Annotated in this window: 27 protein-coding genes and 2 tRNA genes; 17 read left to right on the top strand and 12 right to left on the bottom strand. The window is 58.6% G+C overall.

Features of this window, described 5'->3' with window-relative positions:
* Positions 1-19: 19 nt before the first annotated feature.
* Complete coding sequence (galU, locus tag KGB25_RS16345) at positions 20-859, bottom strand: UTP--glucose-1-phosphate uridylyltransferase GalU (protein ID WP_008036893.1); 840 nt, start codon at positions 857-859, stop codon at positions 20-22.
* Positions 860-1138: 279 nt separating this feature from the next.
* On the opposite strand from galU, the gene KGB25_RS16340 reads away from it, so the two are divergent.
* Both KGB25_RS16340 and KGB25_RS16335 read left to right on the top strand, forming a co-directional pair.
* Positions 1139-1327, top strand: a complete 189-nt coding sequence (locus KGB25_RS16340; RefSeq protein ID WP_223435790.1) for a hypothetical protein — start codon at positions 1139-1141, stop codon at positions 1325-1327.
* A 141-nt stretch (positions 1328-1468) separates the two neighbouring features.
* Entirely contained in the window at positions 1469-1750 is a 282-nt protein-coding gene (locus KGB25_RS16335) for a hypothetical protein (protein ID WP_008036896.1), read from the top strand.
* An 11-nt stretch (positions 1751-1761) separates the two neighbouring features.
* On the opposite strand, the gene KGB25_RS16330 is transcribed toward KGB25_RS16335, so the two are convergent.
* Both KGB25_RS16330 and KGB25_RS16325 read right to left on the bottom strand, forming a co-directional pair.
* Positions 1762-1992, bottom strand: a complete 231-nt coding sequence (locus tag KGB25_RS16330; RefSeq protein WP_008031064.1) for a hypothetical protein — start codon at positions 1990-1992, stop codon at positions 1762-1764.
* A 72-nt stretch (positions 1993-2064) separates the two neighbouring features.
* Positions 2065-2424 (bottom strand): hypothetical protein, encoded by a 360-nt coding sequence (locus tag KGB25_RS16325; RefSeq protein ID WP_008036898.1) that lies wholly within the window; start codon positions 2422-2424, stop codon positions 2065-2067.
* Between the two features lie 212 nt (positions 2425-2636).
* Between KGB25_RS16325 and KGB25_RS16320 the strand changes: the two genes are divergently transcribed.
* The 5 genes from KGB25_RS16320 to ada all read left to right on the top strand — a co-directional run bounded on the left by KGB25_RS16320 (position 2637) and on the right by ada (position 5798).
* Positions 2637-2939: a DUF1883 domain-containing protein gene (locus KGB25_RS16320; protein ID WP_008031060.1), complete on the top strand. Its 303-nt coding sequence runs from the start codon at positions 2637-2639 to the stop codon at positions 2937-2939.
* 34 nt (positions 2940-2973) lie between these two features.
* Positions 2974-3144, top strand: coding sequence for a hypothetical protein (locus KGB25_RS16315; protein ID WP_162130704.1), 171 nt, complete (start codon positions 2974-2976; stop codon positions 3142-3144).
* 125 nt (positions 3145-3269) lie between these two features.
* Entirely contained in the window at positions 3270-3977 is a 708-nt protein-coding gene (locus KGB25_RS16310; protein ID WP_223435782.1) for a 2OG-Fe(II) oxygenase, read from the top strand.
* Complete coding sequence (gene alkB / locus KGB25_RS16305; RefSeq protein ID WP_223435780.1) at positions 3967-4647, top strand: DNA oxidative demethylase AlkB; 681 nt, start codon at positions 3967-3969, stop codon at positions 4645-4647. The genes KGB25_RS16310 and alkB overlap by 11 nt, the downstream gene beginning before the upstream one ends.
* Before the next feature lie 86 nt (positions 4648-4733).
* The gene (ada, locus tag KGB25_RS16300) at positions 4734-5798 is read left to right on the top strand and encodes a bifunctional DNA-binding transcriptional regulator/O6-methylguanine-DNA methyltransferase Ada (RefSeq protein ID WP_223435770.1); all 1065 of its coding nucleotides are present in this window, start codon (positions 4734-4736) and stop codon (positions 5796-5798) included.
* A gap of 47 nt (positions 5799-5845) precedes the next feature.
* Here the strand turns inward: ada and KGB25_RS16295 are convergent, their stop codons facing one another.
* Positions 5846-6829 carry an MDR family oxidoreductase gene (locus tag KGB25_RS16295; RefSeq protein ID WP_192227049.1) on the bottom strand — a complete coding sequence of 328 codons (984 nt, stop codon included), beginning with the start codon at positions 6827-6829 and terminating at the stop codon, positions 5846-5848.
* Between the two features lie 187 nt (positions 6830-7016).
* On the opposite strand from KGB25_RS16295, the gene KGB25_RS16290 reads away from it, so the two are divergent.
* The 8 genes from KGB25_RS16290 (at position 7017) to KGB25_RS16255 (ending at position 13091) form a co-directional block, all read left to right on the top strand.
* The gene (locus KGB25_RS16290) at positions 7017-8081 is read left to right on the top strand and encodes an NAD(P)H-dependent flavin oxidoreductase (RefSeq protein ID WP_223435762.1); all 1065 of its coding nucleotides are present in this window, start codon (positions 7017-7019) and stop codon (positions 8079-8081) included.
* Between the two features lie 136 nt (positions 8082-8217).
* Entirely contained in the window at positions 8218-8985 is a 768-nt protein-coding gene (gene modA, locus KGB25_RS16285; RefSeq protein WP_008031048.1) for a molybdate ABC transporter substrate-binding protein, read from the top strand.
* A complete protein-coding gene (gene modB, locus KGB25_RS16280; RefSeq protein ID WP_192227047.1) occupies positions 8986-9666 on the top strand; it encodes a molybdate ABC transporter permease subunit in 681 nt (226 codons plus the stop codon). It abuts the gene before it with no gap.
* Between the two features lie 3 nt (positions 9667-9669).
* Positions 9670-10749, top strand: a complete 1080-nt coding sequence (gene modC / locus KGB25_RS16275) for a molybdenum ABC transporter ATP-binding protein (RefSeq protein WP_223435760.1) — start codon at positions 9670-9672, stop codon at positions 10747-10749.
* Between the two features lie 75 nt (positions 10750-10824).
* Positions 10825-11865, top strand: coding sequence for a DNA topoisomerase IB (locus KGB25_RS16270; protein WP_223435758.1), 1041 nt, complete (start codon positions 10825-10827; stop codon positions 11863-11865).
* 72 nt (positions 11866-11937) lie between these two features.
* Positions 11938-12159 (top strand): hypothetical protein, encoded by a 222-nt coding sequence (locus KGB25_RS16265; protein WP_008031042.1) that lies wholly within the window; start codon positions 11938-11940, stop codon positions 12157-12159.
* Positions 12160-12274: 115 nt separating this feature from the next.
* A complete protein-coding gene (locus KGB25_RS16260; RefSeq protein WP_008031039.1) occupies positions 12275-12505 on the top strand; it encodes a hypothetical protein in 231 nt (76 codons plus the stop codon).
* Between the two features lie 301 nt (positions 12506-12806).
* On the top strand, positions 12807-13091 hold the full coding sequence (locus KGB25_RS16255) for a hypothetical protein (protein WP_008031038.1): 285 nt from the start codon (positions 12807-12809) through the stop codon (positions 13089-13091).
* Here the strand turns inward: KGB25_RS16255 and KGB25_RS16250 are convergent.
* Positions 13088-13774 (bottom strand): TetR family transcriptional regulator, encoded by a 687-nt coding sequence (locus KGB25_RS16250; protein ID WP_223435756.1) that lies wholly within the window; start codon positions 13772-13774, stop codon positions 13088-13090. The two genes, KGB25_RS16255 and KGB25_RS16250, sit on opposite strands and share 4 nt — an antisense overlap.
* A gap of 156 nt (positions 13775-13930) precedes the next feature.
* Between KGB25_RS16250 and KGB25_RS16245 the strand changes: the two genes are divergently transcribed.
* Together KGB25_RS16245 and KGB25_RS16240 are read left to right on the top strand one after the other, a co-directional pair.
* Entirely contained in the window at positions 13931-14758 is an 828-nt protein-coding gene (locus KGB25_RS16245; protein ID WP_207284425.1) for an NAD(P)H-binding protein, read from the top strand.
* Between the two features lie 147 nt (positions 14759-14905).
* Positions 14906-15115, top strand: coding sequence for a hypothetical protein (locus KGB25_RS16240; protein WP_008031035.1), 210 nt, complete (start codon positions 14906-14908; stop codon positions 15113-15115).
* A gap of 85 nt (positions 15116-15200) precedes the next feature.
* Here the strand turns inward: KGB25_RS16240 and KGB25_RS16235 are convergent, their stop codons facing one another.
* The 7 genes from KGB25_RS16235 to KGB25_RS16205 all read right to left on the bottom strand — a co-directional run bounded on the left by KGB25_RS16235 (position 15201) and on the right by KGB25_RS16205 (position 21206).
* The gene (locus tag KGB25_RS16235) at positions 15201-15551 is read right to left on the bottom strand and encodes a hypothetical protein (RefSeq protein WP_223435747.1); all 351 of its coding nucleotides are present in this window, start codon (positions 15549-15551) and stop codon (positions 15201-15203) included.
* Positions 15552-15671: 120 nt separating this feature from the next.
* Positions 15672-15758 (bottom strand) — tRNA-Leu (locus KGB25_RS16230).
* Positions 15759-15953: 195 nt separating this feature from the next.
* Positions 15954-16027 (bottom strand) — tRNA-Cys (locus tag KGB25_RS16225).
* A gap of 251 nt (positions 16028-16278) precedes the next feature.
* Positions 16279-16719 (bottom strand): CBS domain-containing protein, encoded by a 441-nt coding sequence (locus tag KGB25_RS16220; RefSeq protein WP_008029579.1) that lies wholly within the window; start codon positions 16717-16719, stop codon positions 16279-16281.
* A gap of 40 nt (positions 16720-16759) precedes the next feature.
* Positions 16760-17137 (bottom strand): nitrite reductase small subunit NirD, encoded by a 378-nt coding sequence (nirD, locus tag KGB25_RS16215; protein ID WP_223435746.1) that lies wholly within the window; start codon positions 17135-17137, stop codon positions 16760-16762.
* Positions 17137-19698 (bottom strand): nitrite reductase large subunit NirB, encoded by a 2562-nt coding sequence (nirB, locus tag KGB25_RS16210; RefSeq protein ID WP_223435744.1) that lies wholly within the window; start codon positions 19696-19698, stop codon positions 17137-17139. The genes nirD and nirB overlap by 1 nt, the downstream gene beginning before the upstream one ends.
* Before the next feature lie 338 nt (positions 19699-20036).
* Complete coding sequence (locus KGB25_RS16205) at positions 20037-21206, bottom strand: DUF1624 domain-containing protein (protein WP_223435737.1); 1170 nt, start codon at positions 21204-21206, stop codon at positions 20037-20039.
* Positions 21207-21381 lie beyond the last annotated feature (175 nt).

Below are 21381 nucleotides of genomic sequence, written 5' to 3'. Positions count from 1 at the left end.
ACAAGCAGGTCAAACGCTATCAGTAAGCCTTGCCAGTCTTGTAGAAGTTCTCGAAGCAGAAGTTGGTTGCTTCGATGTAGCCTTCAGCGCCACCGCAGTCGAAACGCTTGCCTTTGAATTTGTAGGCAATGACGCAACCGTTTTGCGCCTGCTTCATCAGGGCGTCGGTGATCTGGATCTCGCCGCCCTTGCCTGGCTCGGTTTGCTTGATCAGGTCGAAGATGTCCGGGGTCAGGATATAACGACCGATGATCGCCAGGTTCGACGGAGCGTCTTCCGGGGCTGGTTTCTCGACCATGTTGCGAACGCGGTAGAGGTCATCACCGATCAGGTCACCGGCAATTACGCCGTACTTGTTGGTTTCCTGCGGATCGACTTCCTGGATCGCAATGATCGAGCAGCGGTATTGTTTGTACAGCTTGACCATCTGCGTCAGTACGCCGTCACCGTCGAGGTTGACGCACAAGTCATCCGCCAACACCACGGCGAAAGGTTCGTCGCCGATCAGCGGACGACCGGTCAGGATGGCATGACCCAGGCCTTTCATTTCGGTCTGGCGAGTGTAGGAGAAAGAGCACTCGTCGAGCAGTTTGCGGATACCGACCAGGTATTTCTCTTTGTCGGTGCCCTTGATCTGGTTTTCCAGCTCGTAGCTGATGTCGAAGTGGTCTTCCAGGGCGCGCTTGCCACGACCGGTAACGATGGAGATTTCGGTCAAACCGGCATCCAGAGCTTCTTCGACGCCGTACTGGATCAGTGGCTTGTTTACCACCGGCAGCATTTCTTTGGGCATGGCTTTAGTCGCTGGCAGGAAGCGAGTACCGTAACCGGCTGCTGGGAACAAGCATTTCTTGATCATAAAAGTCCTTGAAAGGGCTGTGTGTACGAGTTTCGGCGCAGTCTAATCAGGCGGCGTGCACCTTACAATGCCCCGCACTGGCTAACCGATGCCAACATAGAGAAATATTCTTGCGGATAGTTCCGCAGAACGTCGCGATGCCTCTTATAGATAGCAGATTTTCGGGGCTGCACAGGCGACAACCGAGCATGCAATCGCACCCACCCTACACCCATCAACACCGGTTGCGTGCGTTTGGCGTTATCATTGCGCAATTGAACCAGCCAACGAGGCAGATAGATGTCGGTAGCAAAAAGTGTCAACGGGTTCCTGATCAATCAAGAGAAAGACGGCCAGTGGTGGGTAGCCAGCGTCAGCGGCGAGAATATCGCCGGGCCATTCCCGACTGAAGCGTTGGCGATTGAAGTGGCGTCTGTATTGGAACTCGAACACCCGGAGCCCAAGCGCCGCGGCAAGGATAAGTCCTGATCTGACGCCGATTTGCATGACCAAGCCCTGCCTCGCGCAGGGCTTTTTTGTGATTGGATGAAACGAAGTGGCCTTTCGCTATAACCTTTTGATTCCGGCGCTGTCACAGGCTTAGCCCATCACCCTGACGACGACCACGACATGAATAGATTTTTGCCTTTGATTGCGATATTGGCCCTGAGTGGCTGCGCCACCTCTGAAAAGACTTACCTGGGCAATGGCGAAACAGGCCTGTCCATCGACTGCTCCGGCGAAGCCAACTCCTGGGCCTCCTGCTATGAAAAAGCCGATGCCTCCTGCGCCGGCACCGGCTATCGAATCGTTGGCACCGACGGAACCCCGTCGACCAAGGAAAGCGACAAGACCCTCGGCGTCGACGTAGGCAACTACAAAAACCGCAGCGTCGTGGTGGTCTGCAAGTAAGGCGCCCTGCCCTACATGTGAATTTCGGCGAACTTGATCCCGAGACCGCGCACGGTCTCGATCAGATCGTCGAGACGACTGAAGGATTCGACTTCATCGTTATCGTCCACCAGAAAATAGCTGCGCCCGGCGCTTTTCTTGAAAAACACGATCCATTCCCCCGGATCAGCCGGATTTTGAATCACATGGGTAGCAGAGATGTGACCCTCTGCGTGCCGTTCCCGTACCTGCTCTCGCTTCATGCTCGACTCCAGAAATGACAATGCCGCCAAAGCGTTGCTTTGACGGCATCGATGCTGACTGTCGCCAGTCTATCAGCCGGAAATGCACGCCGTGGCGGCATCGCGCACATCCATGGGGCGTAATGGCACATTGGAGATGCGCTCATGCAGCTTGATGCTGCTGCCACTGGAACGTTCTTCGATATCAAATACAGCGGCCGGACCCGAGGAGAACTTCTGCGGCACGATGACCCGCACGCCGTCTTTGCCCTGGGGCTCGACTTGCAGGGCACCGCGGCTGCCGGCCAGTTTCTCGGTCAGGCATTGCGCGTACTCATGGGGCTTCTTGCCTGAAATCACGTTCATGGTGGGCAGCGTCTCGTTGATTTCCGAGACACTCGCACAACCACTCATCGCCAACACCAATGGCAAAACCCACGCACCCCACTTCATAAAAAACCTCCGATAAAGCCCCTCCGACAGCACAAATGCTGGTTTTCTCCGAGGCCCACTGCTTTTATCGCTCATAGAATTCCGAATAACTGTTTTTAATTGTCAAAGCGGAGCCCGACGACCGGATAATAACCCGTTCGGGCTGATAAACTGCGCCCATCGCCCATGCTATCGTTTTGATTTTGTAGAAAAAGCCCTTCTGGAGGCGCCTCATGAAATTTATCCACCAGCGCGAGCACCTCAATGAAGACGACATCGTCGTCATCCAGTGCTCGCAAATGTGCAACATCCGCTTGATGAACGACGCCAATTTCCGCAGCTTCAAGAATGGTGGCCGTCACACTTACCATGGTGGTGCATTCGACACCTTCCCGGCCCGAATTACTGCACCAAGCACCGGTTTCTGGAACATCACCATCGACACCGTCAACCGTCGGGCGATCAGCGTGACCCGCAAACCGACCTTGTCCCACTCGATCAAGATCATCCGCCGCTCCACCACGAAACTGAGCTGAGCACCGCCCGACTCGAACACAGGCAGATATGACCGTGACCCAAACAACCAAGTACGTCATCAAATACAAACTCAACGGCGAACGCCGCTTCGAATTTGCCCAGCTTGAAAACGGCACCGAAGCAGAAGCCAAGGCCGCGCTGGACGCCATTCATGGCCAGGGCGAAGACGTCATCAGCGAGATCAGCGTCAGCAAAGCGCTGTAACGGGATTCGGAGCGACAACCGGGATGTCTGCTCCGTCCGTTGAATTCGACCGCAAGCGCCGGAGTGTTCACGACGGCAGCGTTCCCTAGACTGGCCACCTCAACCCTGGGTTAAGGAGTCAGCACATGTTTAACGAGCGTACGCTCGATGCACTCGATTGGAACAGCCTGTACCAGCAACTCGATCAGGATGGCTGCGCCATCATCCGGTCATTGCTGAGTGCCGAAGAGTGTGACGACATCAGCGCGCTCTATGCGAAACCAGAGCCTTTCCGCTCACAGGTCATGATGGCCCGCCACGGCTTTGGCCGCGGCGAGTACAAATACTTTCGCTACCCGCTACCGGATCTTGTCTGCCGAATGCGCAATGCGCTCTACCCGCGACTGGTGCCGATTGCCAATCGCTGGTACGAGCAGATGGACTTGCCGATCCGTTTCCCTCCCGGGCACGAGGCGTTCCTTGAGCGCTGTCATGCCGCCGGTCAGGAGCGCCCAACGCCGTTGTTGCTGCAATATGGGCCACAGGACTACAACTGCCTGCATCAGGACCTGTACGGTGAACACGTTTTTCCGCTGCAAGTGGCGATTCTTCTGTCAGAGCCAGGCGAAGATTTCACCGGTGGCGAGTTTGTACTGACCGAGCAACGGCCACGGATGCAGTCTCGCCCCCAGGTGATTGGACTGAAGAAAGGTGACGGGCTGATCTTTGCCGTCAACCAACGGCCGGTCAAAGGCGTTCGCGGTTTCTACCGGGTCACCTTGCGCCACGGGGTCAGTCGCCTGCACAGCGGAAAGCGGCATACCCTTGGAATCATCTTTCACGATGCGACATGACCTCATGACCCCGAGCACATTCGACCTGTTTGCCGACGCCGAGCCCGAGCAGCTACCTCGGCGCGAGCAGATCGGCGAACAGTCTTGCGTACTGAGAGGCTTTGCCCTGCCCTGGCTGGATCGATTGCTGCCTGCCCTGGAGGCGATTCTGGCCGCCGCGCCGTTCCGGCAAATGGTCACGCCCGGCGGCTTCATCATGTCGGCAGCCATGAGCAGTTGCGGCACCTGGGGCTGGACCACCGACCGCAGCGGTTATCGCTACACCCGCAATGATCCGCAAACCGACGCGCCCTGGCCGGCCATGCCCGCGGTGTTTTTGGCGCTCGCACAAGCGGCGGCGCGCGAAGCCGGTTTTGCTGATTTCGTACCCGATTCGTGCCTGATCAACCGTTATGTCCCCGGCGCCAAAATGTCTTTGCATCAAGACAAGGATGAAGCGTCCTACGCAGCACCGATCGTTTCGGTCTCCCTGGGCTTGCCGGCGATGTTCCTGTTCGGCGGGTTTGAACGCAGCGATAAAAGCCAGCGAGTACCACTGTTGCACGGCGATATCGTGGTCTGGGGCGGCGTTGATCGCTTGCGTTATCACGGTGTCTTGCCGATCAAGGACGGTCAGCACCCGCGAATGGGCGAGCAACGGATCAACCTCACGTTTCGTACCGCAAAATGAATCCCCGAATTTGACCGCAAGCCCCGGAGTGCGACGACTGCGCCGGCTGGTTAATCTGAATCAAACAGGTCAACGGACAAGAAGCCATGACACGCCAATCGACAAGAATCGCCACCGAAAACGATCCGCGCTGGGCCGCCGTCGTCGCACGCGATCCCCGCGCAGACGGGCAGTTTGTGTATGCAGTGAAAACCACCGGCATCTATTGCAGCCCCAGCAGTCTGGCGCGATTGCCCAAGCCGCAGAATGTCGAATTCTTCGACACCGCCGAGCAAGCCCAGGCGGCCGGCTACCGCCCGAGCAAACGCGCGGCGAAGGATCAAAGTGACGTCGCCGCGCAACATGCCGCAACGGTGGCCGCCGCGTGCCGTCAGATCGAGACCGCAGAACATCTGCCGGCACTGAGTGAGTTGGCCGACGTGGCGGGCCTGAGCAGCTTCCACTTTCACCGAGTGTTTAAAGCCGCGACCGGATTGACGCCCAAGGGCTATGCCACGGCCCACCGTTCACGCAAGGTTCGCCAACGCTTGATCGATGGAGGTTCGGTGACCGATGCCTTGTATGACGCCGGTTTCAATTCCAATAGCCGATTTTATGAGGCGGCGGATCAATTGCTGGGGATGAAACCTGGCGATTACCGTGCCGAAGGCCAGAACAACGACATTCGGTTTGCCGTCGGCCAGTGTTCTTTAGGGGCGATTCTGGTGGCGCAAAGCGAACGCGGGGTGTGCGCGATTCTGCTGGGTGATGATCCGCACCAATTGGTGTGCGACCTGCAGGACAAGTTTCGGCGGGCCAACCTGATCGGCGCCGACCACGGGTTCGAGCAGTTGATCGCCCAGGTTGTCGGGTTTATCGAAGCGCCGGCCATCGGCCTGGACTTGCCTCTGGATGTGCGCGGTACGGCGTTTCAGGAGCGCGTCTGGCAAGCCCTGCGAGAGATTCCTGTCGGCAGCACCGCCAGCTACGCCGACATCGCGCAGCGCATCGGCTCGCCGAAAGCGGTGCGCGCCGTGGCCCAGGCCTGCGGCGCGAACAGCCTGGCGGTGGCGATCCCGTGCCACCGCGTGGTGCGCAGTGACGGCAACTTGTCGGGGTATCGTTGGGGCGTGGAGCGCAAGCGGCAGTTGTTGGAGCGCGAAAGCCAATAAATAGAAAGATCGCAGCCTGCGGCAGTCGCAGGCTGCGATTTTTGCTTTCAGCGATTCACATCCACCACCACACGGCCACGCAGCTGACCGGCGAGCAATCGCGGTGCCGCATCGATCGCCTCACTCAAACCGATTTCGTGGCTGATCAGCGGCAGCAAGGCAAAGTCCAGATCCTTGGCCAGACGGTTCCATGCCAATACCCGCTTGGCTTTGGGTTGGGTCACGCTGTTGATTCCGGCCAGGGTCACGCCGCGCAAAATGAACGGGGCGACAGACGCCGGAAAGTCCATACCTTGCGCTAGGCCACACGCGGCGACAGTGCCGTTGGCTTTCGTGCTGGCACAGGCGTTGGCCAGGGTGTGACTGCCGACCGAGTCGATCACAGCCGCCCAACGCTCCTTGGCCAGTGGTTTTCCCGGCTCGGACAATGTCGCGCGGTCGATGATTTCGCTGGCACCCAATTGCTTGAGGTAGTCGTGTTCAGAGGTGCGGCCAGTGGACGCGACCACCCGGTAGCCGAGCTTGTTCAGCAGCGCGATGGCGAAACTGCCTACACCACCGTTGGCACCCGTGACCAGAACGTCACCCTGCTCAGGCGTCACACCGTTATGTTCCAAAGCCAGGATGCTCAGCATCGCCGTGTAACCGGCCGTGCCGATCGCCATTGCCTGGGCAGCGGTGAATTCCCGAGGCAGCGGAATCAGCCAGTCGCCATTCAGGCGCGCCTTCTGCGCCAATCCGCCCCAATGCCCTTCACCGACTCCCCAGCCATTGAGTACGACTTGATCACCGACCTTGTAGTCCGGATGCCCACTGACTTCGACAGTCCCCGCCAGATCAATGCCCGGCACCATCGGGAATTTTCGCACCACCGGGCTGCTGCCGGTGATCGCCAGACCGTCCTTGAAGTTCAGCGTGCTGTACGCCACACGCACTGTCACATCGCCCTCGGGCAGTTGATCGTCATTGATCTCTTGCAGTGTGGCCCGGTAACCGCTGTCGTCTTTGTCGATCAAAATGCCTTGGAACATTGTCGTCTCCTGTCAGATCATTCAGTTGTCGTGCTACTGGAATATCACACTGCAACCTTTTGCCGTACCCGACTTTAAGCCAATCCAGGAATGCCCCATCCTGAAACCCGATGGGTCTTGCGCCTGTCTTTGCTGATACAAGTCCCGTCCTGCAGCCCTGCCCCGTTATGACCCGGAGAACCTTGAAATGAGCCAATGGCCAGATACCCGAATTATCGATTTGCTGGGGATCGAACTGCCGATCATCCAGGCTCCGATGGCTGGCGCAACCGGTTCGGCCATGGTCATCGCCGCGAGCAATGCCGGCGGCCTGGGCTCGATGCCCGCAGCCATGCTGACCACCGAGCAGTTGCGCGAAGAATTGAAGACCATTCGCCAACACACTCAACGCCCGATCAACGTCAACTTCTTTTGCCATCAGCCGCCCCCTGCCGACGAGCAACGTGCCCGGGACTGGAAGAATCTGCTGCAACCCTACTACCGCGAACTCGGCGTGGATTTCGACGCACCGACACCCGTGTCCAATCGCGCGCCGTTCGATAACGCAACCTGTGAAGTGATCGAAGAATGCCGCCCCGAAGTGGTGAGCTTTCACTTCGGCCTGCCGGAAAAATCCCTGCTGGATCGCGTCAAGGCGACCGGGGCGAAAGTGCTGTCTTCGGCAACGACTGTCGAAGAAGCCGTCTGGCTTGAGCAGCATGGCTGTGAAGCGATCATCGCCATGGGTTACGAAGCTGGCGGCCATCGGGGCATGTTTCTCAGCGACGATTTGAGCAGCCAGGTGGGCCTCTTCGCGCTGCTGCCGCAAATTGTCGACGCGGTGAAAGTGCCGGTGATTGCCGCTGGCGGTATTGCCGATGCACGGGGCGTGGCGGCGGCGTTTCTGTTGGGCGCGTCCGCGGTGCAGGTCGGCACGGCGTATTTGTTTACGCCGGAAGCCAAGGTCAGCGCCTCTCATCACAAGGCGTTGCGCACAGCCAAAGAAAGCGAGACCGCCGTCACCAACATTTTCACCGGCCGCCCGGCACGCGGGATTCTCAATCGCGTGATGCGCGAACTCGGACCGATCTGCGATAAAGCACCGGCCTTCCCGTTGGCGGGTGGGGCGTTGATGCCATTGCGGGCAAAGGGCGAAGCGGATTTCAGCAACCTCTGGGCCGGGCAGGCGTTTACGTTGGGGGTCGAGATGACGACAGCAGAATTGACGCGGCGTCTGGCCCAAGACGGCTTGGCGAAACTGTTGCACCGCTAGGCACAAGACCTGAGGGCGAGGCGTTTCGCCGCAATGCAATCGAGATCAACACATTCCGTTTGCAGGCAATTCGCTATATATTCCGCTATATAGCGTTTTAACCCCTCGCTGTCCCTGCCTACAACGGAGCCGTTTCATGACCATTCGTGCCTCACGTTTTGCCCCTACTTGCCTGGCGAGCCTGCTCGCTGTGTTCGCCATTGGCGCAGCCCAGGCGGACGAAGTCCAGGTCGCCGTCGCGGCCAACTTCACCGCGCCGATCCAGGCTATCGCTGCTGATTTCGAGAAAGACACCGGGCACAAACTGGTCACCTCCTTTGGTGCAACCGGCCAGTTCTATACGCAGATCAAGAATGGCGCGCCGTTTGAAGTGTTCCTCTCGGCGGACGACACCACCCCGCAAAAACTGGAAGCCGAAGGCGACATCGTCAAGGGCTCGCGCTTCACCTACGCCGTTGGCACCCTGGCGTTGTGGTCGGCTAAAGAAGGTTACGTCGATGCCAAAGGGGACGTGCTGAAAAAGAACGAATATCAGCATCTCTCCATCGCCAACCCGAAAGCCGCCCCTTATGGCCTGGCTGCCACCCAGGTTTTGGCCAAGCAGGGCCTGACCGACAAGGTCAAGGACAAGATCGTTGAAGGCCAGAACATCACCCAGGCTTATCAGTTTGTCTCAACCGGTAACGCAGAACTGGGCTTTGTTGCCTTGTCGCAGATATACAAAGACGGCAAAGTCACCAGCGGTTCGGCGTGGATCGTTCCAGCCAGCCTGCACGACCCGATCAAACAAGACGCGGTGATCCTCAACAAAGGCAAGGACAACCCGGCTGCCAAGGCGCTGGTTGACTACCTCAAAGGTCCGAAAGCCGCTGCTGTCATCAAATCCTACGGTTACCAACTCTAAATGACCCTGTCGAGTGCCGATTTTTCCGCCATCTGGCTGACCCTGAAACTGGCGTCCCTGACGACGGTTATCCTACTGGTGATCGGCACCCCGATTGCGTTATGGCTTTCGCGCACCCAATCGTGGCTGCGCGGCCCGGTCGGGGCGATTGTCGCCCTGCCCCTGGTGCTGCCGCCCACGGTGATCGGTTTTTATCTGTTGCTGGCGCTGGGCCCTAACGGCTTTATCGGCCACTTCACTCAATCGCTGGGGCTCGGCACCCTGACGTTCAGTTTTGCCGGATTGGTGATCGGCTCGGTGCTCTACTCGATGCCGTTCGTGGTCCAGCCGTTGCAAAACGCTTTTTCTGCCATTGGCACCCGCCCACTGGAAGTGGCTGCGACCTTGCGCGCCAATCCCTGGGACACTTTTTTCAGCGTGATCCTGCCTCTGGCCCGACCGGGGTTCATCACCGCCGCGATTCTCGGTTTCGCCCACACCGTCGGTGAGTTTGGCGTGGTGCTGATGATCGGCGGCAACATCCCCGACAAGACCCGCGTGGTCTCGGTGCAGATCTACGATCACGTCGAAGCCATGGAATACGCCCAGGCCCACTGGCTGGCCGGGGCGATGCTGGTGTTCTCGTTTGCCGTGTTGCTGGCGCTGTACTCCAGCCGTAAAACCAAAGCGGGCTGGAGCTGATCGATGATTCAAACACGTCTGAAACTGAGGTATTCGGGGTTCGCCCTGAATGTGGACTTGCAACTGCCCGGCCGTGGCGTCACCGCGCTTTACGGCCATTCCGGCTCGGGCAAGACCACCTGTTTGCGCTGTATTGCGGGCCTGGAACGGGCCGAACAAGGCTTTATCCAGGTCAACGATGAAGTCTGGCAGGACAGCGACAAGAAGATTTTCGTAGCGCCGCACAAACGCGCGATCGGCTATGTCTTCCAGGAAGCCAGTCTGTTTACGCACCTGTCGGTGTTGGCGAACCTGCAATTCGGCCTCAAGCGAATCCCCAGACACCAACGCCGGGTCGACATGGCGCACGCGACGGAACTGTTGGGCATCGGTCATCTGCTGGACCGCCATCCGCAGCACTTGTCGGGTGGCGAGCGACAGCGTGTCGGCATTGCCCGCGCGCTGCTCACCAGCCCAAAACTGTTGCTGATGGACGAACCGCTGGCGGCGCTGGATTCGCAACGCAAAGGCGAAATCCTGCCCTACCTGCAAAGGCTGCACGATGAGCTGGACATCCCGGTGCTGTACGTCAGCCATTCCCAGGATGAAGTGGCGCGACTGGCCGACCACATCGTCCTGCTCAGCAACGGCAAAGCCCTGGCCAGCGGCCCTATCGGCGAAACGCTGGCCCGGCTCGATTTGCCTTTGGCGTTGGGCGATGACGCCGGCGTGGTGATCGAGGGCCACGTCAGTGCCTATGACGCAGATTATCAGTTGCTGACCTTGCAACTGCCAGGCACCGCTCTGAATATCCGCGTGACGCACACGCCGATGGACCCCGGCCAGGCGTTGCGTTGCAAGGTCCAGGCGCGCGATGTCAGCCTGAGCCTGCACAGCGCCGAGCAAAGCAGCATCCTCAACCGCCTGCCGGTGACCGTGATCAGTGAAATGGGCGCAGACAACGCCGCCCACGTGCTGATCCGCCTGGACGCAGCCGGCACACCGCTGCTGGCGCGAATCACCCGCTACTCCCGGGATCAATTGCAGGTGCATCCCGGCCAACAACTCTGGGCGCAAATCAAAGCGGTGGCGGTGCTGGCGTAAACCCGCTGGCACGACTGCACTGGCAAGCGGTCAATGGCTGTAACGGCCCCTGATTCGTCGCCAAGGACTACCGCCATGCCCGATTCCGCGCTGACTGATGCGCTGCCACCTGACCTGCATTATGTCGATGACACCCAGCCCGGCATCGCCCGCAAGAAACTGCGTGGCAAGTTCTGCTACTTCGACCCGGACGGAAAACGCATCACCGACCCGAAGCAAATCAAACGTATCAATGCCCTCGCCGTCCCCCCGGCCTACACCGACGTTTGGATTTGCGCCGACCCGCGTGGGCATCTGCAAGCCACTGGCCGTGATGCGCGGGGGCGCAAGCAATACCGTTATCACCCGCGCTGGCGCGAAGTGCGCGATGCCGACAAATATTCGCGCCTGCGGGATTTCGGGCTCGCCCTGCCGAAACTGCGCAAACAGCTTGAAACGCTGTTGGCCGCCCCGGGCTTCAGCCGCGACAAGGTCATGGCCACGGTCATTACCTTGCTCGACGCGACATTGATTCGGGTCGGCAACACGCAGTACGCCCGGGACAACCGCTCGTATGGGCTGACCACGCTGCGCAACCGGCACGTCGAGATCAACGGCAGTGCGATCCGGTTTCAGTTCCGGGGCAAGAGCGGCGTCGAGCACCAGATCACCGTGAAAGACCGGCGCCTGGCACGAATCATCAAACGCTGCCAGGAGATTCCCGGGCAGAACCTGTTTCAGTATCTGGATGAAAGCGGTGAGCGGCACGCCGTCAGTTCCTCCGACGTCAACGCCTACCTGCAAACCCTCACCGGTACCGACTTCACCGCCAAGGATTACCGCACCTGGGCTGGTAGCGCGCTGGCGTTGTCAGTGTTGCGCGGTTTGCAGTGGGAACCGGAATCAGACGCCAGGCGGCATGTGGTGGAGATGGTCAAGAACGTCGCCAGGCAACTTGGCAACACCCCGGCAGTTTGTCGCAAGTGCTACATCCACCCGGCGGTGCTTGAGGGTTTCCTGATGGGGGCATTGGCCGAGTTACCGCGCCCGAGAACACGTAAAGGCTTGAAGGCCGAGGAAGTCGGGCTGGCGATGTATTTGGAGAAGATGATCGAGGCGACTCAACCGACGAACTGACCTGTTCATTTTTTGCGCGATCACCAATGGCTTCTATAGTTGTTGTGACACAAATTAGCTTCGAGTGAAGCCATGGAAGACATTTACGTTGTTAAGCGCTGCAACAAGATCATCGTTTATGGCCGCCGAGCTGGGGAAGACCAACATCAGCCACCTGAAGCCGCCTTCTGGTATCGCATCACCGATACGCGGACTAACGGCTACATCGGCGACGGCTACGATCTTGAAGAAAAAGCCCAACGCGCGTGCGATCAACTCAATGCCCGATCGCAAGTGGTGGCCCGACAAGGCTGAAGTCCGGGTCTATACTGAAAAATGGCTGAGGGAACAGCGACCCCATCGGCAGAAAGCTCGCTCCTTGCGGGCTTTTTGCTGCCACTGCCAGGTTTCTTGAACGGAGGTGTTTGCCATGTCCGAAAAAGAGTCCATCACCACCCTGCTCACCCTGCTCGACTCGCGCCAGGTTCGCTTGGCCGCAGCGTGCAAGGAAATCGCCGACTGGGTCGATCATCAAGGCGGGCACCCGACCGCCCTCAGGATTCGTGATCGCCTGAACGACATCGAGAAGGACACGCCGCTGATTCGTAACACGCTGTCTTCGCTCAAACCTGTCGAGCCGCCGCTGCCGCGGTTCAGATGATTCGATCTGGACTCCGGACACGAGCGCACGGCCAGGACGCATGAACGGCGACGATGATCGTCACCGGGTGCGTCCTTGCCTGATCACCCGCTGCTGAATCCCAAACCCGGCCCTGTACCGGGATTTTTTTTGTCCGGTCATTTCACACAGCCTTCACAACTCACGCCTTACTGTAGCCCTACTCCTTTTGAAATATCCCTTGGCCCGCCCGCATGCGGGCCTTCTTTTTGCTCGCCTGCGCTCAACGAACGCCATCACTCGCGTGAGGTCAAACGGTCACACGTCACGAAGGAGGCGTCTGATGGTTACTCACTTCAAAGTTGCCGGGCATCTGGCCTGCGGCCACAAAGGCAGCAAGCTCACCTCAACCACTGAACTGAACCGAGTGAAATGCAGAAGTTGCCGAAACACCGATGCATACAAGGATGCACGCAAGGACCAACGCAACGCGGCACGCCGCGCCGCCCGCAAAGCCAAAGCCACTCACGCTGCCAATGACTGGCGCGCAGCATGGGTCGAGCGACTTACCGCCATGGCCGGGCTGCAACGGTTGCCCCGTGGTTTTAGCGGTCAACCATTCGTTTAACGGACAGGTTCGGCGGTTGAAGCACGTTCACTCGGCCCGGCCGCCGGCCCCATGATTTCTCGCAAAGACATCCGCTTGAACGCTTCGACCAGCGCGCGTCCCTCCTCGGGAGCGCATGAGATGGCCAGGCGCATTGTCGCCTCGCCCAGACTCCAGATCAGAAAGGCAGACGCCTGAACCTGTTGTATATCGCTGCTGGGGTTTACCCGCAGCATCGCATCCGCCAATAACCCGCCGGCAATCCGACACTCCTGCAGTTCCAGCGCCATGAGTTGCTTGTCTGCCTGCATGCCTGACCAGATGTCACGCATCGCCGGTGTCGCCAGGAAGATCTCGTAATACTCGTCCAACAGCTCTGAAAAGGCCTCGCGCAGCCCTTGCGCGTCCTCGACCGCAGCCATGGCGACTTCGATACAACGACGGCTTTCGGCGTTATAGCGCTCGGCCAAGGTGCGAATCACCGAACTCTTGTCTGGAAAATACTGATAAAGCGAGCCGATCGAAATCCCGCACATTTCGGCGATTTCACTCATTTTCACTTGATCGCTGCCCTTGCTCGCAATCAATTGCGTTCCCGCCGCCAGGATTCGCTCCTGGCGTTCGCGGCTGCGCTGCTGCGTGGGATTGCGCCGGACAGGTTCTGAAACGGCTTGCTCGTGGGCTTCGGTGGTTTTCTTCGGCACTGGCGTGCTTCCCGATCAATAACATGACATAGCCTCACCTTAGCACCGCCCGTACGTCGGTTTCACCGGTTCTTCCGGTTGACGATAAAACATGAGCGTTTATCATCTTTTTTAAACATGAGCATCACTCACATTAAACCGATGGAGATGAACGCGATGAAAACCACCCAAGAGACAATTCTGATTCTCGGCGCAACAGGCAAAACCGGGCGACGGATCACTCAACGGCTGAAAGCGGCCGATGTGCCTGTTCGTTTAGGCTCTCGCGGGGCGGATCCGGCGTTCGACTGGGAGGATCGCTCCACCTGGGAAGCGGTGCTTGAGGGAATTCACGCGGTGTACATTTCGTTCCAGCCAGACCTCGCGGTCCCCGGTGCGGTTGAAACTGTGCAGGCATTCACCGATCAGGCCGTTAAAAGCGGCGTCCGCAAACTGGTGCTGTTGTCAGGGCGCGGCGAAGTTGAAGCTGAACAGGCAGAACGCGTCGTTCAAACCAGCGGCGTGGACTGGACCATCCTGCGGGCCAGCTGGTTCTTTCAGAACTTCAGCGAAGCGCACTTTCTTGAGCCAATCCTGCAAGGAGAACTCGCCCTCCCCGTCGGCAACATCGCCGAGCCCTTTGTCGACGTGGAAGACATCGCCGAGATTGCGGTTGAGGCGCTGACCAAACCGGGGCATTCAGGCCAACTCTATGAGCTGACGGGCCCGCGCGCGCTGACCTTTGCAGAGGCTACTGCCGAAATTGCCCACGCGTCCAAACGCGATGTCGGTTTCGTCGCCGTGCCACCCGACGCCTATCGCCAGGCGCTGGAACAGGCCCAACTACCAACAGAGCTGATTGAACTCGTGCTGTACCTCTTCACCACCGTACTCGATGGCCGCAATACACCGGTGGCTGACGGCGTACAGCGTGCACTGGGTCGCCCGGCGCGGGACTTCAGCGACTATGTTCGCCGCACGGCGGCTACGGGTGTCTGGGGTTGAGATCAGCCGAATAGATTATTCGACGATCAGTTCAATAGCGCTGTATGCCATTTCATTTTTGGCGATAAGCGTTTTCCTCAGCTAGGGTTTCTATCGCATCGATTCTGCCCCGACGATGTGGGCAGGCGCCCGATCAAGGAGGAGTAAATGACGACGATCCGTGAGGCGGAAGAAGAATACTGCCGCTGGTCCAGCCCGATCTTGCTGGAGCTCAAAGCAAGAGAACATCAGCTTGATCCGGCAGCTCGTCAGGCATTGCAAAATATATTGCGAGAAAGAAGGCTCGTTGACACCGGCAACCCTTCCGGCGCTGACCGACGCAAGGCGAATCAGCCTGCTGACAAAAGCGGCAAGTGAAAATAGTTGACCGGAAACAAACAAGGGTTTGCATCAGCTTTCGCTGGCAAACCCTTGATTTTATAAATTACGGTAAGAGTCCCACTCAAGCCGGTTCGCAGGTCAGCCTCCACGACTGCTCAAACAACTCCCCAGCGTTTCGGCTTTCAAACTCTTCCTCCAGAAAAACTCTGCTATCGCGAGGAAGTGCGATGAATCTTGAAAAACCGACCATTCCCCCGAAGCTGTTTCTACTGTTCACCTCGCCGCAAAATACCTGGTGCCTGGAGTCAATGTTCCTGAACACCGCGGATTGAGGATCTTTCAGATAATCTCTGACAAGGTTTTTAGCCTGGTACTCCATGTAGTAATTGAAGTACGCATACCTTGACGCGTAGACCACGCTCGCCAGAACGATGCCCGATACCACCAGGTACTTAAGTGCCTTCCATGCCATCCTGGGCCTCGCAAGAAGATGAAGTCGGCGAAGTGATCGTTCGCAGATCACTTCGAGAAATAGCCGGGTAAAAATGAAAAAGGCCTGCGTGAGGTATCTCACGCAAGCCTTTGATATTCATGGTGCCCGAAGCCGGAATCGAACCGGCACGCCCTTACGAGCGGGGGATTTTAAGTCCCATGCGTCTACCAGTTTCGCCATTCGGGCGGTAGCGCGGTCAGGCAGTCTGATGGCTGACAAATGACGATCTGTCAGTTCTGACGCCTGTGCAGCAGAGGACGAAATATATACATCCCGTCCCGGTGAAGCAAGTTTGCAAACGCCCATTTCAAGACTAAATCTTGCAGGACAACGCAAATAAAAAAGCTCCGTAAATCATCGATCTACGGAGCTTGTTTAAAGTGGAGGCCGAGGTCGGAATCGAACCGGCGTAGGTGGATTTGCAATCCACTGCATAACCATTTTGCTACTCGGCCTCAAACATCTGATGTCATGTAGCACAACACCAAACGCGTACAGTCTTGGAGAAGATCTAGATCTAACTCCTTGAAAACATTGAGCTTTTTCAGCGGTCAGTGCTTTCGATGGCGTGAATTATGTACTGATTTCCGAAGGCTGGCAACCCCTTGATTTCAAAAAAAATTTGCCGGGTGCTTTGCATGTTGCGACGCAGGCTCAACGCTTCGCCCGCGCGCGCCAATACGGCTTCAGCATGCTCCCGGCCCGCTTAGTGCCCGCGAATGTAGTACTCCAACTGCCGGATCAAATCGGCCTGCTCGACAATCGCCTCTTTGACCAGGTCGCCAATCGACAACAACCCGATCAGCTCGCCGCTATCTAACACCGGCAGATGCCGCAGGTGGCTGTCGGTCATGACTTCCATACAGCGCTCGATGCTCTGTTGACTGTCGGCTGTCACCACCGGCGCGCTCATGATGTCGCGCACCGGTGTGCCGACCGAGGAGCGTCCTTGCAGAACAACCTTGCGCGCATAGTCGCGCTCGCTGATAACGCCGACCACCTGCCCTGCTTCGATGACCGGCAGCGCGCCTACATTCTTCTCGGCCATCATTTTCAGTGCTTCAAGCACCATCTGGTCTGGCGCGATGCTATGCACGTGCTGGTTTTGCACGACTTTCAGTTTCAGCAGCTGTGCGGCTGTTTTCATGGATGCCTCCGCTATCGTTGCTCATTGCCGATGCTTGACCTCAAGCCAGCCCGACTTCCACCACGCCGCCGTTAAGCCGCACCGGCCAGACCCGCAACCGTTGCTGCGGGTACTCCAGGCAACTGCCGTCTTCAAGGCGGAAATGCTGTTTGTAGATCGGTGAAGCAACCACGAGGTCCCCCTTGATGCTGCCGACCAACCCGCGCCCGATGACGTTCGCCCCGGATTGCGGGTCATGGTTGTCGATGGCGTAGAGGCTTCTGCCCTCCGCGCCCGGCAGGTAGAACAGCGCCACTTGTGCGCCGTCGAGCCACACGACGACGCCGGAGTTAGAGACAAGGTCCTGCTGCTCGCACACGCTTTGCCAGACATCGCTGTCGGCCAGGGAATCGATGCGTTGGGTAGTGGACTGGCTCATCAGGCAATCTCCTCGGTGACAGGGATCAGGTTGAGTTCGGCAGCCATGATCGGGCGCCGTTGGCCGCGTTCCTGGACAAAATGGATGTCCGGGTCCGGGCGTTTGTCGTTGACGAAGGTCCGGAAGCGCTTGAGTTTTTCCGGGTCTTTGAGGGCGTTGGCCCACTCGCATTCGTAGCGGTCGACCACCAGTTGCATCTGCGATTCGAGTTCGGCGCCGAGCCCGAGGCTGTCGTTGATGATCACCTCTTTGAGGAAGTCGAGGCCGCCCTCCAGGCTTTCGCGCCACACCGAGGTGCGTTGCAGTTTGTCGGCGGTGCGGATGTAGAACATCAGGAAACGGTCGATGTAGCGGATCAGCGTGGCATCGTCCAGGTCTGTGGCGAACAGCTCGGCGTGGCGCGGGCGCATGCCGCCGTTACCGGCGATGTAGAGGTTCCAGCCCTTCTCGGTGGCGATCACGCCGACGTCTTTGCTCTGGGCTTCGGCGCACTCACGGGTGCAACCGGACACTGCGAACTTGAGCTTGTGCGGCGAGCGCAATCCCTTGTAGCGGTCCTCGATGGTCAGGGCCATTTGCACGCTGTCCTGCACGCCATAACGGCACCAGGTGCTGCCGACGCACGACTTCACCGTCCGGGTCGATTTGCCGTAGGCGTGCCCGGTTTCGAAACCGGCTTCGATCAGTTCGGCCCAGATGTCCGGCAGTTCATGCAACTGCGCGCCGAACAGGTCGATCCGCTGACCGCCGGTGATTTTGGTGTAGAGGTCGTATTTTTTCGCCACGACACCGATCGCGATCAGTTTGTCGGCCGTGATCTCACCACCGGGAATACGCGGCACCACCGAATAGGTGCCGTTTTTCTGCATGTTGGCCATGAAGGTGTCGTTGGTGTCCTGCAACGGCACCAGCGATGCGTCCATGATCGGCTGGTTCCAGCACGACGCGAGAATCGAGCCCACGGCCGGCTTGCAGACGTCGCAACCGGTGTGGCCACGGCCGTGTTTGGCCAGCAGTTCTTCGAAGGTGATGACCCCTTCTACGCGGACCAACGCATACAGTTCCTGACGGGTATAGGCAAAGTGTTCGCACAGGCTTTTGTCGACGCTGACGCCCCGGGCGATCAACTCATGTTCGAACACTTGCTTGAGCAGACCGGCGCAGCCACCGCAACCGGTGCAGGCTTTGGTCTGAGATTTGAGCAGGCCCAGGTCGGTGCAGCCGCCATCGATGGCCGAGCAGATGGAACCCTTGGTGACGTTGTGGCACGAGCAGACCGTGGCCGATTCGGGCAGCGCGCCCGGGCCCAGGGTCGGCGCGCCTTCGGATGACGGCAGGATCAGGCTGGCGGGCTCCCCCGGCAAGGCAATCGCGTTCTGCATGTATTGCAGCAGCGTGTCGTAATAGCTGTTGTCGCCGACCAGCACCGCGCCGATGACGTGCTTGCCCGAGGCATCCACCACCAGCCGTCGATAGCTGGCCGTGGTTTCGTCGATGAACTGATAACTGCGTGCGCCCGGCGTGTTGCCGTGGGCATCGCCGATGGAGCCGACGTCAACGCCCAACAGTTTGAGTTTGGTCGACATGTCGGCGCCCAGAAACGGCTCGGCCGTGTCGTTGCACAGACGTGCCGCCACACCGCGCGCCATCTGGTAGCCCGGCGCGACCAGGCCGAACAGGCCGCCGTTCCAGGAGGCACATTCGCCGATGGCGTAAATGTCCGGATCGCTGGTCAGGCATTCGTCATTGATCACTACGCCGCCGCGCGGGCCGATCTCCAGCGCGCATTGCCGGGCCAGCGCATCTTGTGCACGGATGCCCGCCGAGAACACGATCAGGTCGGTTTCAAGAAACTCGTCGTTGGCGAAGTTCATGCGGTAGCGATATTCCTCGCCCGCGCTGATCGATTGAGTAGAGCGCGACAGGTGCACACCGACACCGAGTCTTTCGATCTGCGACTTGAGCGCAAGCCCACCCATTGTGTCCAGTTGCACCGGCATCAAGCGCGGGGCGAATTCCACCACATGCGCTTCCAGGCCGAGGCTTTTCAGGGCATTGGCGGCTTCAAGGCCCAACAGGCCACCGCCAACCACGACGCCGCGTCGGGCATTGGCTGCTGCGGCACGGATCGCATCGAGGTCTTCAAGGGTTCGATACACCAGACGCGAATCGCCTTCGGCACCTTCGACTGGCGGCACAAACGGGTAAGAGCCGGTGGCCAACACCAACTTGTCGTAAGGAATGCTGCCTTGCGCGGTAATCACCTGGCGACGGGTGCGGTCGATTTCCAGCACCGGCACACCCAAATGCAGGGTGACGCCCGGCGTCTGGTAAAGCGACGCATCGGACAGCGCCAACGATTCGGCATCACGCCCCGAGAAGTACTCGGACAGATGCACGCGGTCGTAGGCACGCATCGGCTCCTCGCTGAAGACGTGCAGCCGATACTGGTCAAGCGCGCCCCGCTCAATCAACTGCTCGACGCAATGATGTCCGACCATGCCATTGCCGATCACGATCAGCGTTTGCACTTTGTTCAACGCGGCAACATTGGAATTCATAAGAAGCACCCGGCTAAAACGGTTCAAAAAGCAAAAAAAAACGCCTGAAACCTTGCGGTTCCAGGCGTCTTTGCCTGTTCTTTTGCGGTGTTAGCACCAGACGTCTATGCCTGATCCACCGATGTTGCCCATGATTCGATCGTCGTTGACCGAGGGGGCTGCCCACTCGACTGCGTTTATGGTGGGCCTGTCCGGTGTATTGCAGTGTTTGTGCCAGATCGCGAAAACGCTGATTGCGCAGCGTTTTTCAGGCGCGAGCACCGAACAGGCTCCAGACTTTTGCCTTCGCATAGTGCAGACCGAGGCCTCACGGCTTTATAAAAGTGCATTCATGGGCATTACAGGTATTTGAGCCAGGCGATGTCGCGACGCCGGGCCTTCAGCCCGGAGAACCAACGGACCGGGCGATAAAGCGCAATGGCCAACAGGATTGCGGCGATCCAAACCGCGCCTACCGAGTCGAAACCGAAGTACGCGCCCTGATTCAATCCGAACAGCGCTACAGCGATGAGGTACAAAACCTTCAGTGCGTAGAGGTGCAACAGATAGAAGAACATCGGCGCTGATCCAAACACCGTCAAGGGACGCAACCATCGACTCTTCTGCAAGTGCTCAAACCAGAGAAGCAGCAAGCATCCGAGACTCAGGGTCAGCGCAATAAACAGCAGCGACGGCGGGTATTTGGTGATGTTGAAAAAACTCATCAGTGTTTGCACGGACGTATCGCCAACGCTCCATGGCTTCTCGCCATAGCCGTTGAGCAGCCGCAGTGCGACGAAACCGGCCAGCCCCAAAACGCCACAGAGCAGCAACTTGCGCTGGCGCCCCTTGGCCTGCGCCGCTCGCCCGAACCACGGGCCCATGGCGTAACCCAAACCAATGACTCCTATCCACGGCAGCACCGGATAGGACGTGCGCAGCCGAAACCCTTCGGACAGTTCGATCCAGCCGCGATCATGGAGAATCGCCCATGGCACGTGCATCGCCGATTCGATCGGAAAATGCAGGCCGTCCAGCACGTTGTGACCGGCGATGATCGCCAGGCTCAAGAGCAGCAACAACGGACGCGGCAGCCAGACCATCACCGACAGGGCCAGCATGCTCAAGCCGATGGCCCAGATCACCTGCATGTAAATGACGGTCGGCGGAAACTGGAACGTCCAGGCGAAGTTCACCAGGGTGAACTCAAGCACCACCAGAAACAGCCCGCGCTTGAACAAGAAGCTGCAAACGTCGGCCTTGCCGGCGTACTTCTCACCGTACAGCCAGGCCGACAGACCGGTGAGCAGCACGAAGACCGGCGCGCACAAATGAGCGAGCGTGCGACTGAAAAACAGCGCCGGCTCGGTCGTGGTGATGTCCATCGGATCGGACACTTGCCGGTGCAGGAAAAAGGTTTCGCGAACGTGATCGAGCAGCATGAACAGAATTACCATGCCCCTCAATGCATCGATGGAAAGAAGCCGGCCAACTACCGTGCCGGTGGAGCGAGAAGGTGCAAGGGTCATGGATGTTTCGCAACGCAAGGGGTGAATAAACGTGTCCCGCAGGACAGCCTGCCGGGCACCTTATATTGTTACCCTATAACATCTCAAAGCATTTTTTTAGTTTGTGCACATTTAGAAGGAAACCATGTAGGAGCGAGCCTGCTCGCGATGGTCGTTAACGAAAACGCGTGTTGCC

This window comes from Pseudomonas sp. BF-RE-21 (assembly GCF_019947305.1).
Taxonomy (GTDB): Bacteria; Pseudomonadota; Gammaproteobacteria; order Pseudomonadales; family Pseudomonadaceae; genus Aquipseudomonas; species Aquipseudomonas migulae.
The sequence above is the reverse complement of the archived record's forward strand: the minus strand, read 5'-3'. Positions and strand labels throughout refer to the sequence as shown.

Coding starts and splice junctions, on each gene's coding strand:
- galU (WP_008036893.1), bottom strand. CDS start 859: ATGATCAAGAAATGCTTGTTCCCAGCAGCCGGTTACGGTACTCGCTTC.
- KGB25_RS16340 (WP_223435790.1), top strand. CDS start 1,139: ATGTCGGTAGCAAAAAGTGTCAACGGGTTCCTGATCAATCAAGAGAAA.
- KGB25_RS16335 (WP_008036896.1), top strand. CDS start 1,469: ATGAATAGATTTTTGCCTTTGATTGCGATATTGGCCCTGAGTGGCTGC.
- KGB25_RS16330 (WP_008031064.1), bottom strand. CDS start 1,992: ATGAAGCGAGAGCAGGTACGGGAACGGCACGCAGAGGGTCACATCTCT.
- KGB25_RS16325 (WP_008036898.1), bottom strand. CDS start 2,424: ATGAAGTGGGGTGCGTGGGTTTTGCCATTGGTGTTGGCGATGAGTGGT.
- KGB25_RS16320 (WP_008031060.1), top strand. CDS start 2,637: ATGAAATTTATCCACCAGCGCGAGCACCTCAATGAAGACGACATCGTC.
- KGB25_RS16310 (WP_223435782.1), top strand. CDS start 3,270: ATGTTTAACGAGCGTACGCTCGATGCACTCGATTGGAACAGCCTGTAC.
- alkB (WP_223435780.1), top strand. CDS start 3,967: ATGCGACATGACCTCATGACCCCGAGCACATTCGACCTGTTTGCCGAC.
- ada (WP_223435770.1), top strand. CDS start 4,734: ATGACACGCCAATCGACAAGAATCGCCACCGAAAACGATCCGCGCTGG.
- KGB25_RS16295 (WP_192227049.1), bottom strand. CDS start 6,829: ATGTTCCAAGGCATTTTGATCGACAAAGACGACAGCGGTTACCGGGCC.
- KGB25_RS16290 (WP_223435762.1), top strand. CDS start 7,017: ATGAGCCAATGGCCAGATACCCGAATTATCGATTTGCTGGGGATCGAA.
- modA (WP_008031048.1), top strand. CDS start 8,218: ATGACCATTCGTGCCTCACGTTTTGCCCCTACTTGCCTGGCGAGCCTG.
- modB (WP_192227047.1), top strand. CDS start 8,986: ATGACCCTGTCGAGTGCCGATTTTTCCGCCATCTGGCTGACCCTGAAA.
- modC (WP_223435760.1), top strand. CDS start 9,670: ATGATTCAAACACGTCTGAAACTGAGGTATTCGGGGTTCGCCCTGAAT.
- KGB25_RS16270 (WP_223435758.1), top strand. CDS start 10,825: ATGCCCGATTCCGCGCTGACTGATGCGCTGCCACCTGACCTGCATTAT.
- KGB25_RS16265 (WP_008031042.1), top strand. CDS start 11,938: ATGGAAGACATTTACGTTGTTAAGCGCTGCAACAAGATCATCGTTTAT.
- KGB25_RS16260 (WP_008031039.1), top strand. CDS start 12,275: ATGTCCGAAAAAGAGTCCATCACCACCCTGCTCACCCTGCTCGACTCG.
- KGB25_RS16255 (WP_008031038.1), top strand. CDS start 12,807: ATGGTTACTCACTTCAAAGTTGCCGGGCATCTGGCCTGCGGCCACAAA.
- KGB25_RS16245 (WP_207284425.1), top strand. CDS start 13,931: ATGAAAACCACCCAAGAGACAATTCTGATTCTCGGCGCAACAGGCAAA.
- KGB25_RS16240 (WP_008031035.1), top strand. CDS start 14,906: ATGACGACGATCCGTGAGGCGGAAGAAGAATACTGCCGCTGGTCCAGC.
- KGB25_RS16235 (WP_223435747.1), bottom strand. CDS start 15,551: ATGGCATGGAAGGCACTTAAGTACCTGGTGGTATCGGGCATCGTTCTG.
- KGB25_RS16220 (WP_008029579.1), bottom strand. CDS start 16,719: ATGAAAACAGCCGCACAGCTGCTGAAACTGAAAGTCGTGCAAAACCAG.
- nirD (WP_223435746.1), bottom strand. CDS start 17,137: ATGAGCCAGTCCACTACCCAACGCATCGATTCCCTGGCCGACAGCGAT.
- nirB (WP_223435744.1), bottom strand. CDS start 19,698: ATGAATTCCAATGTTGCCGCGTTGAACAAAGTGCAAACGCTGATCGTG.
- KGB25_RS16205 (WP_223435737.1), bottom strand. CDS start 21,206: ATGACCCTTGCACCTTCTCGCTCCACCGGCACGGTAGTTGGCCGGCTT.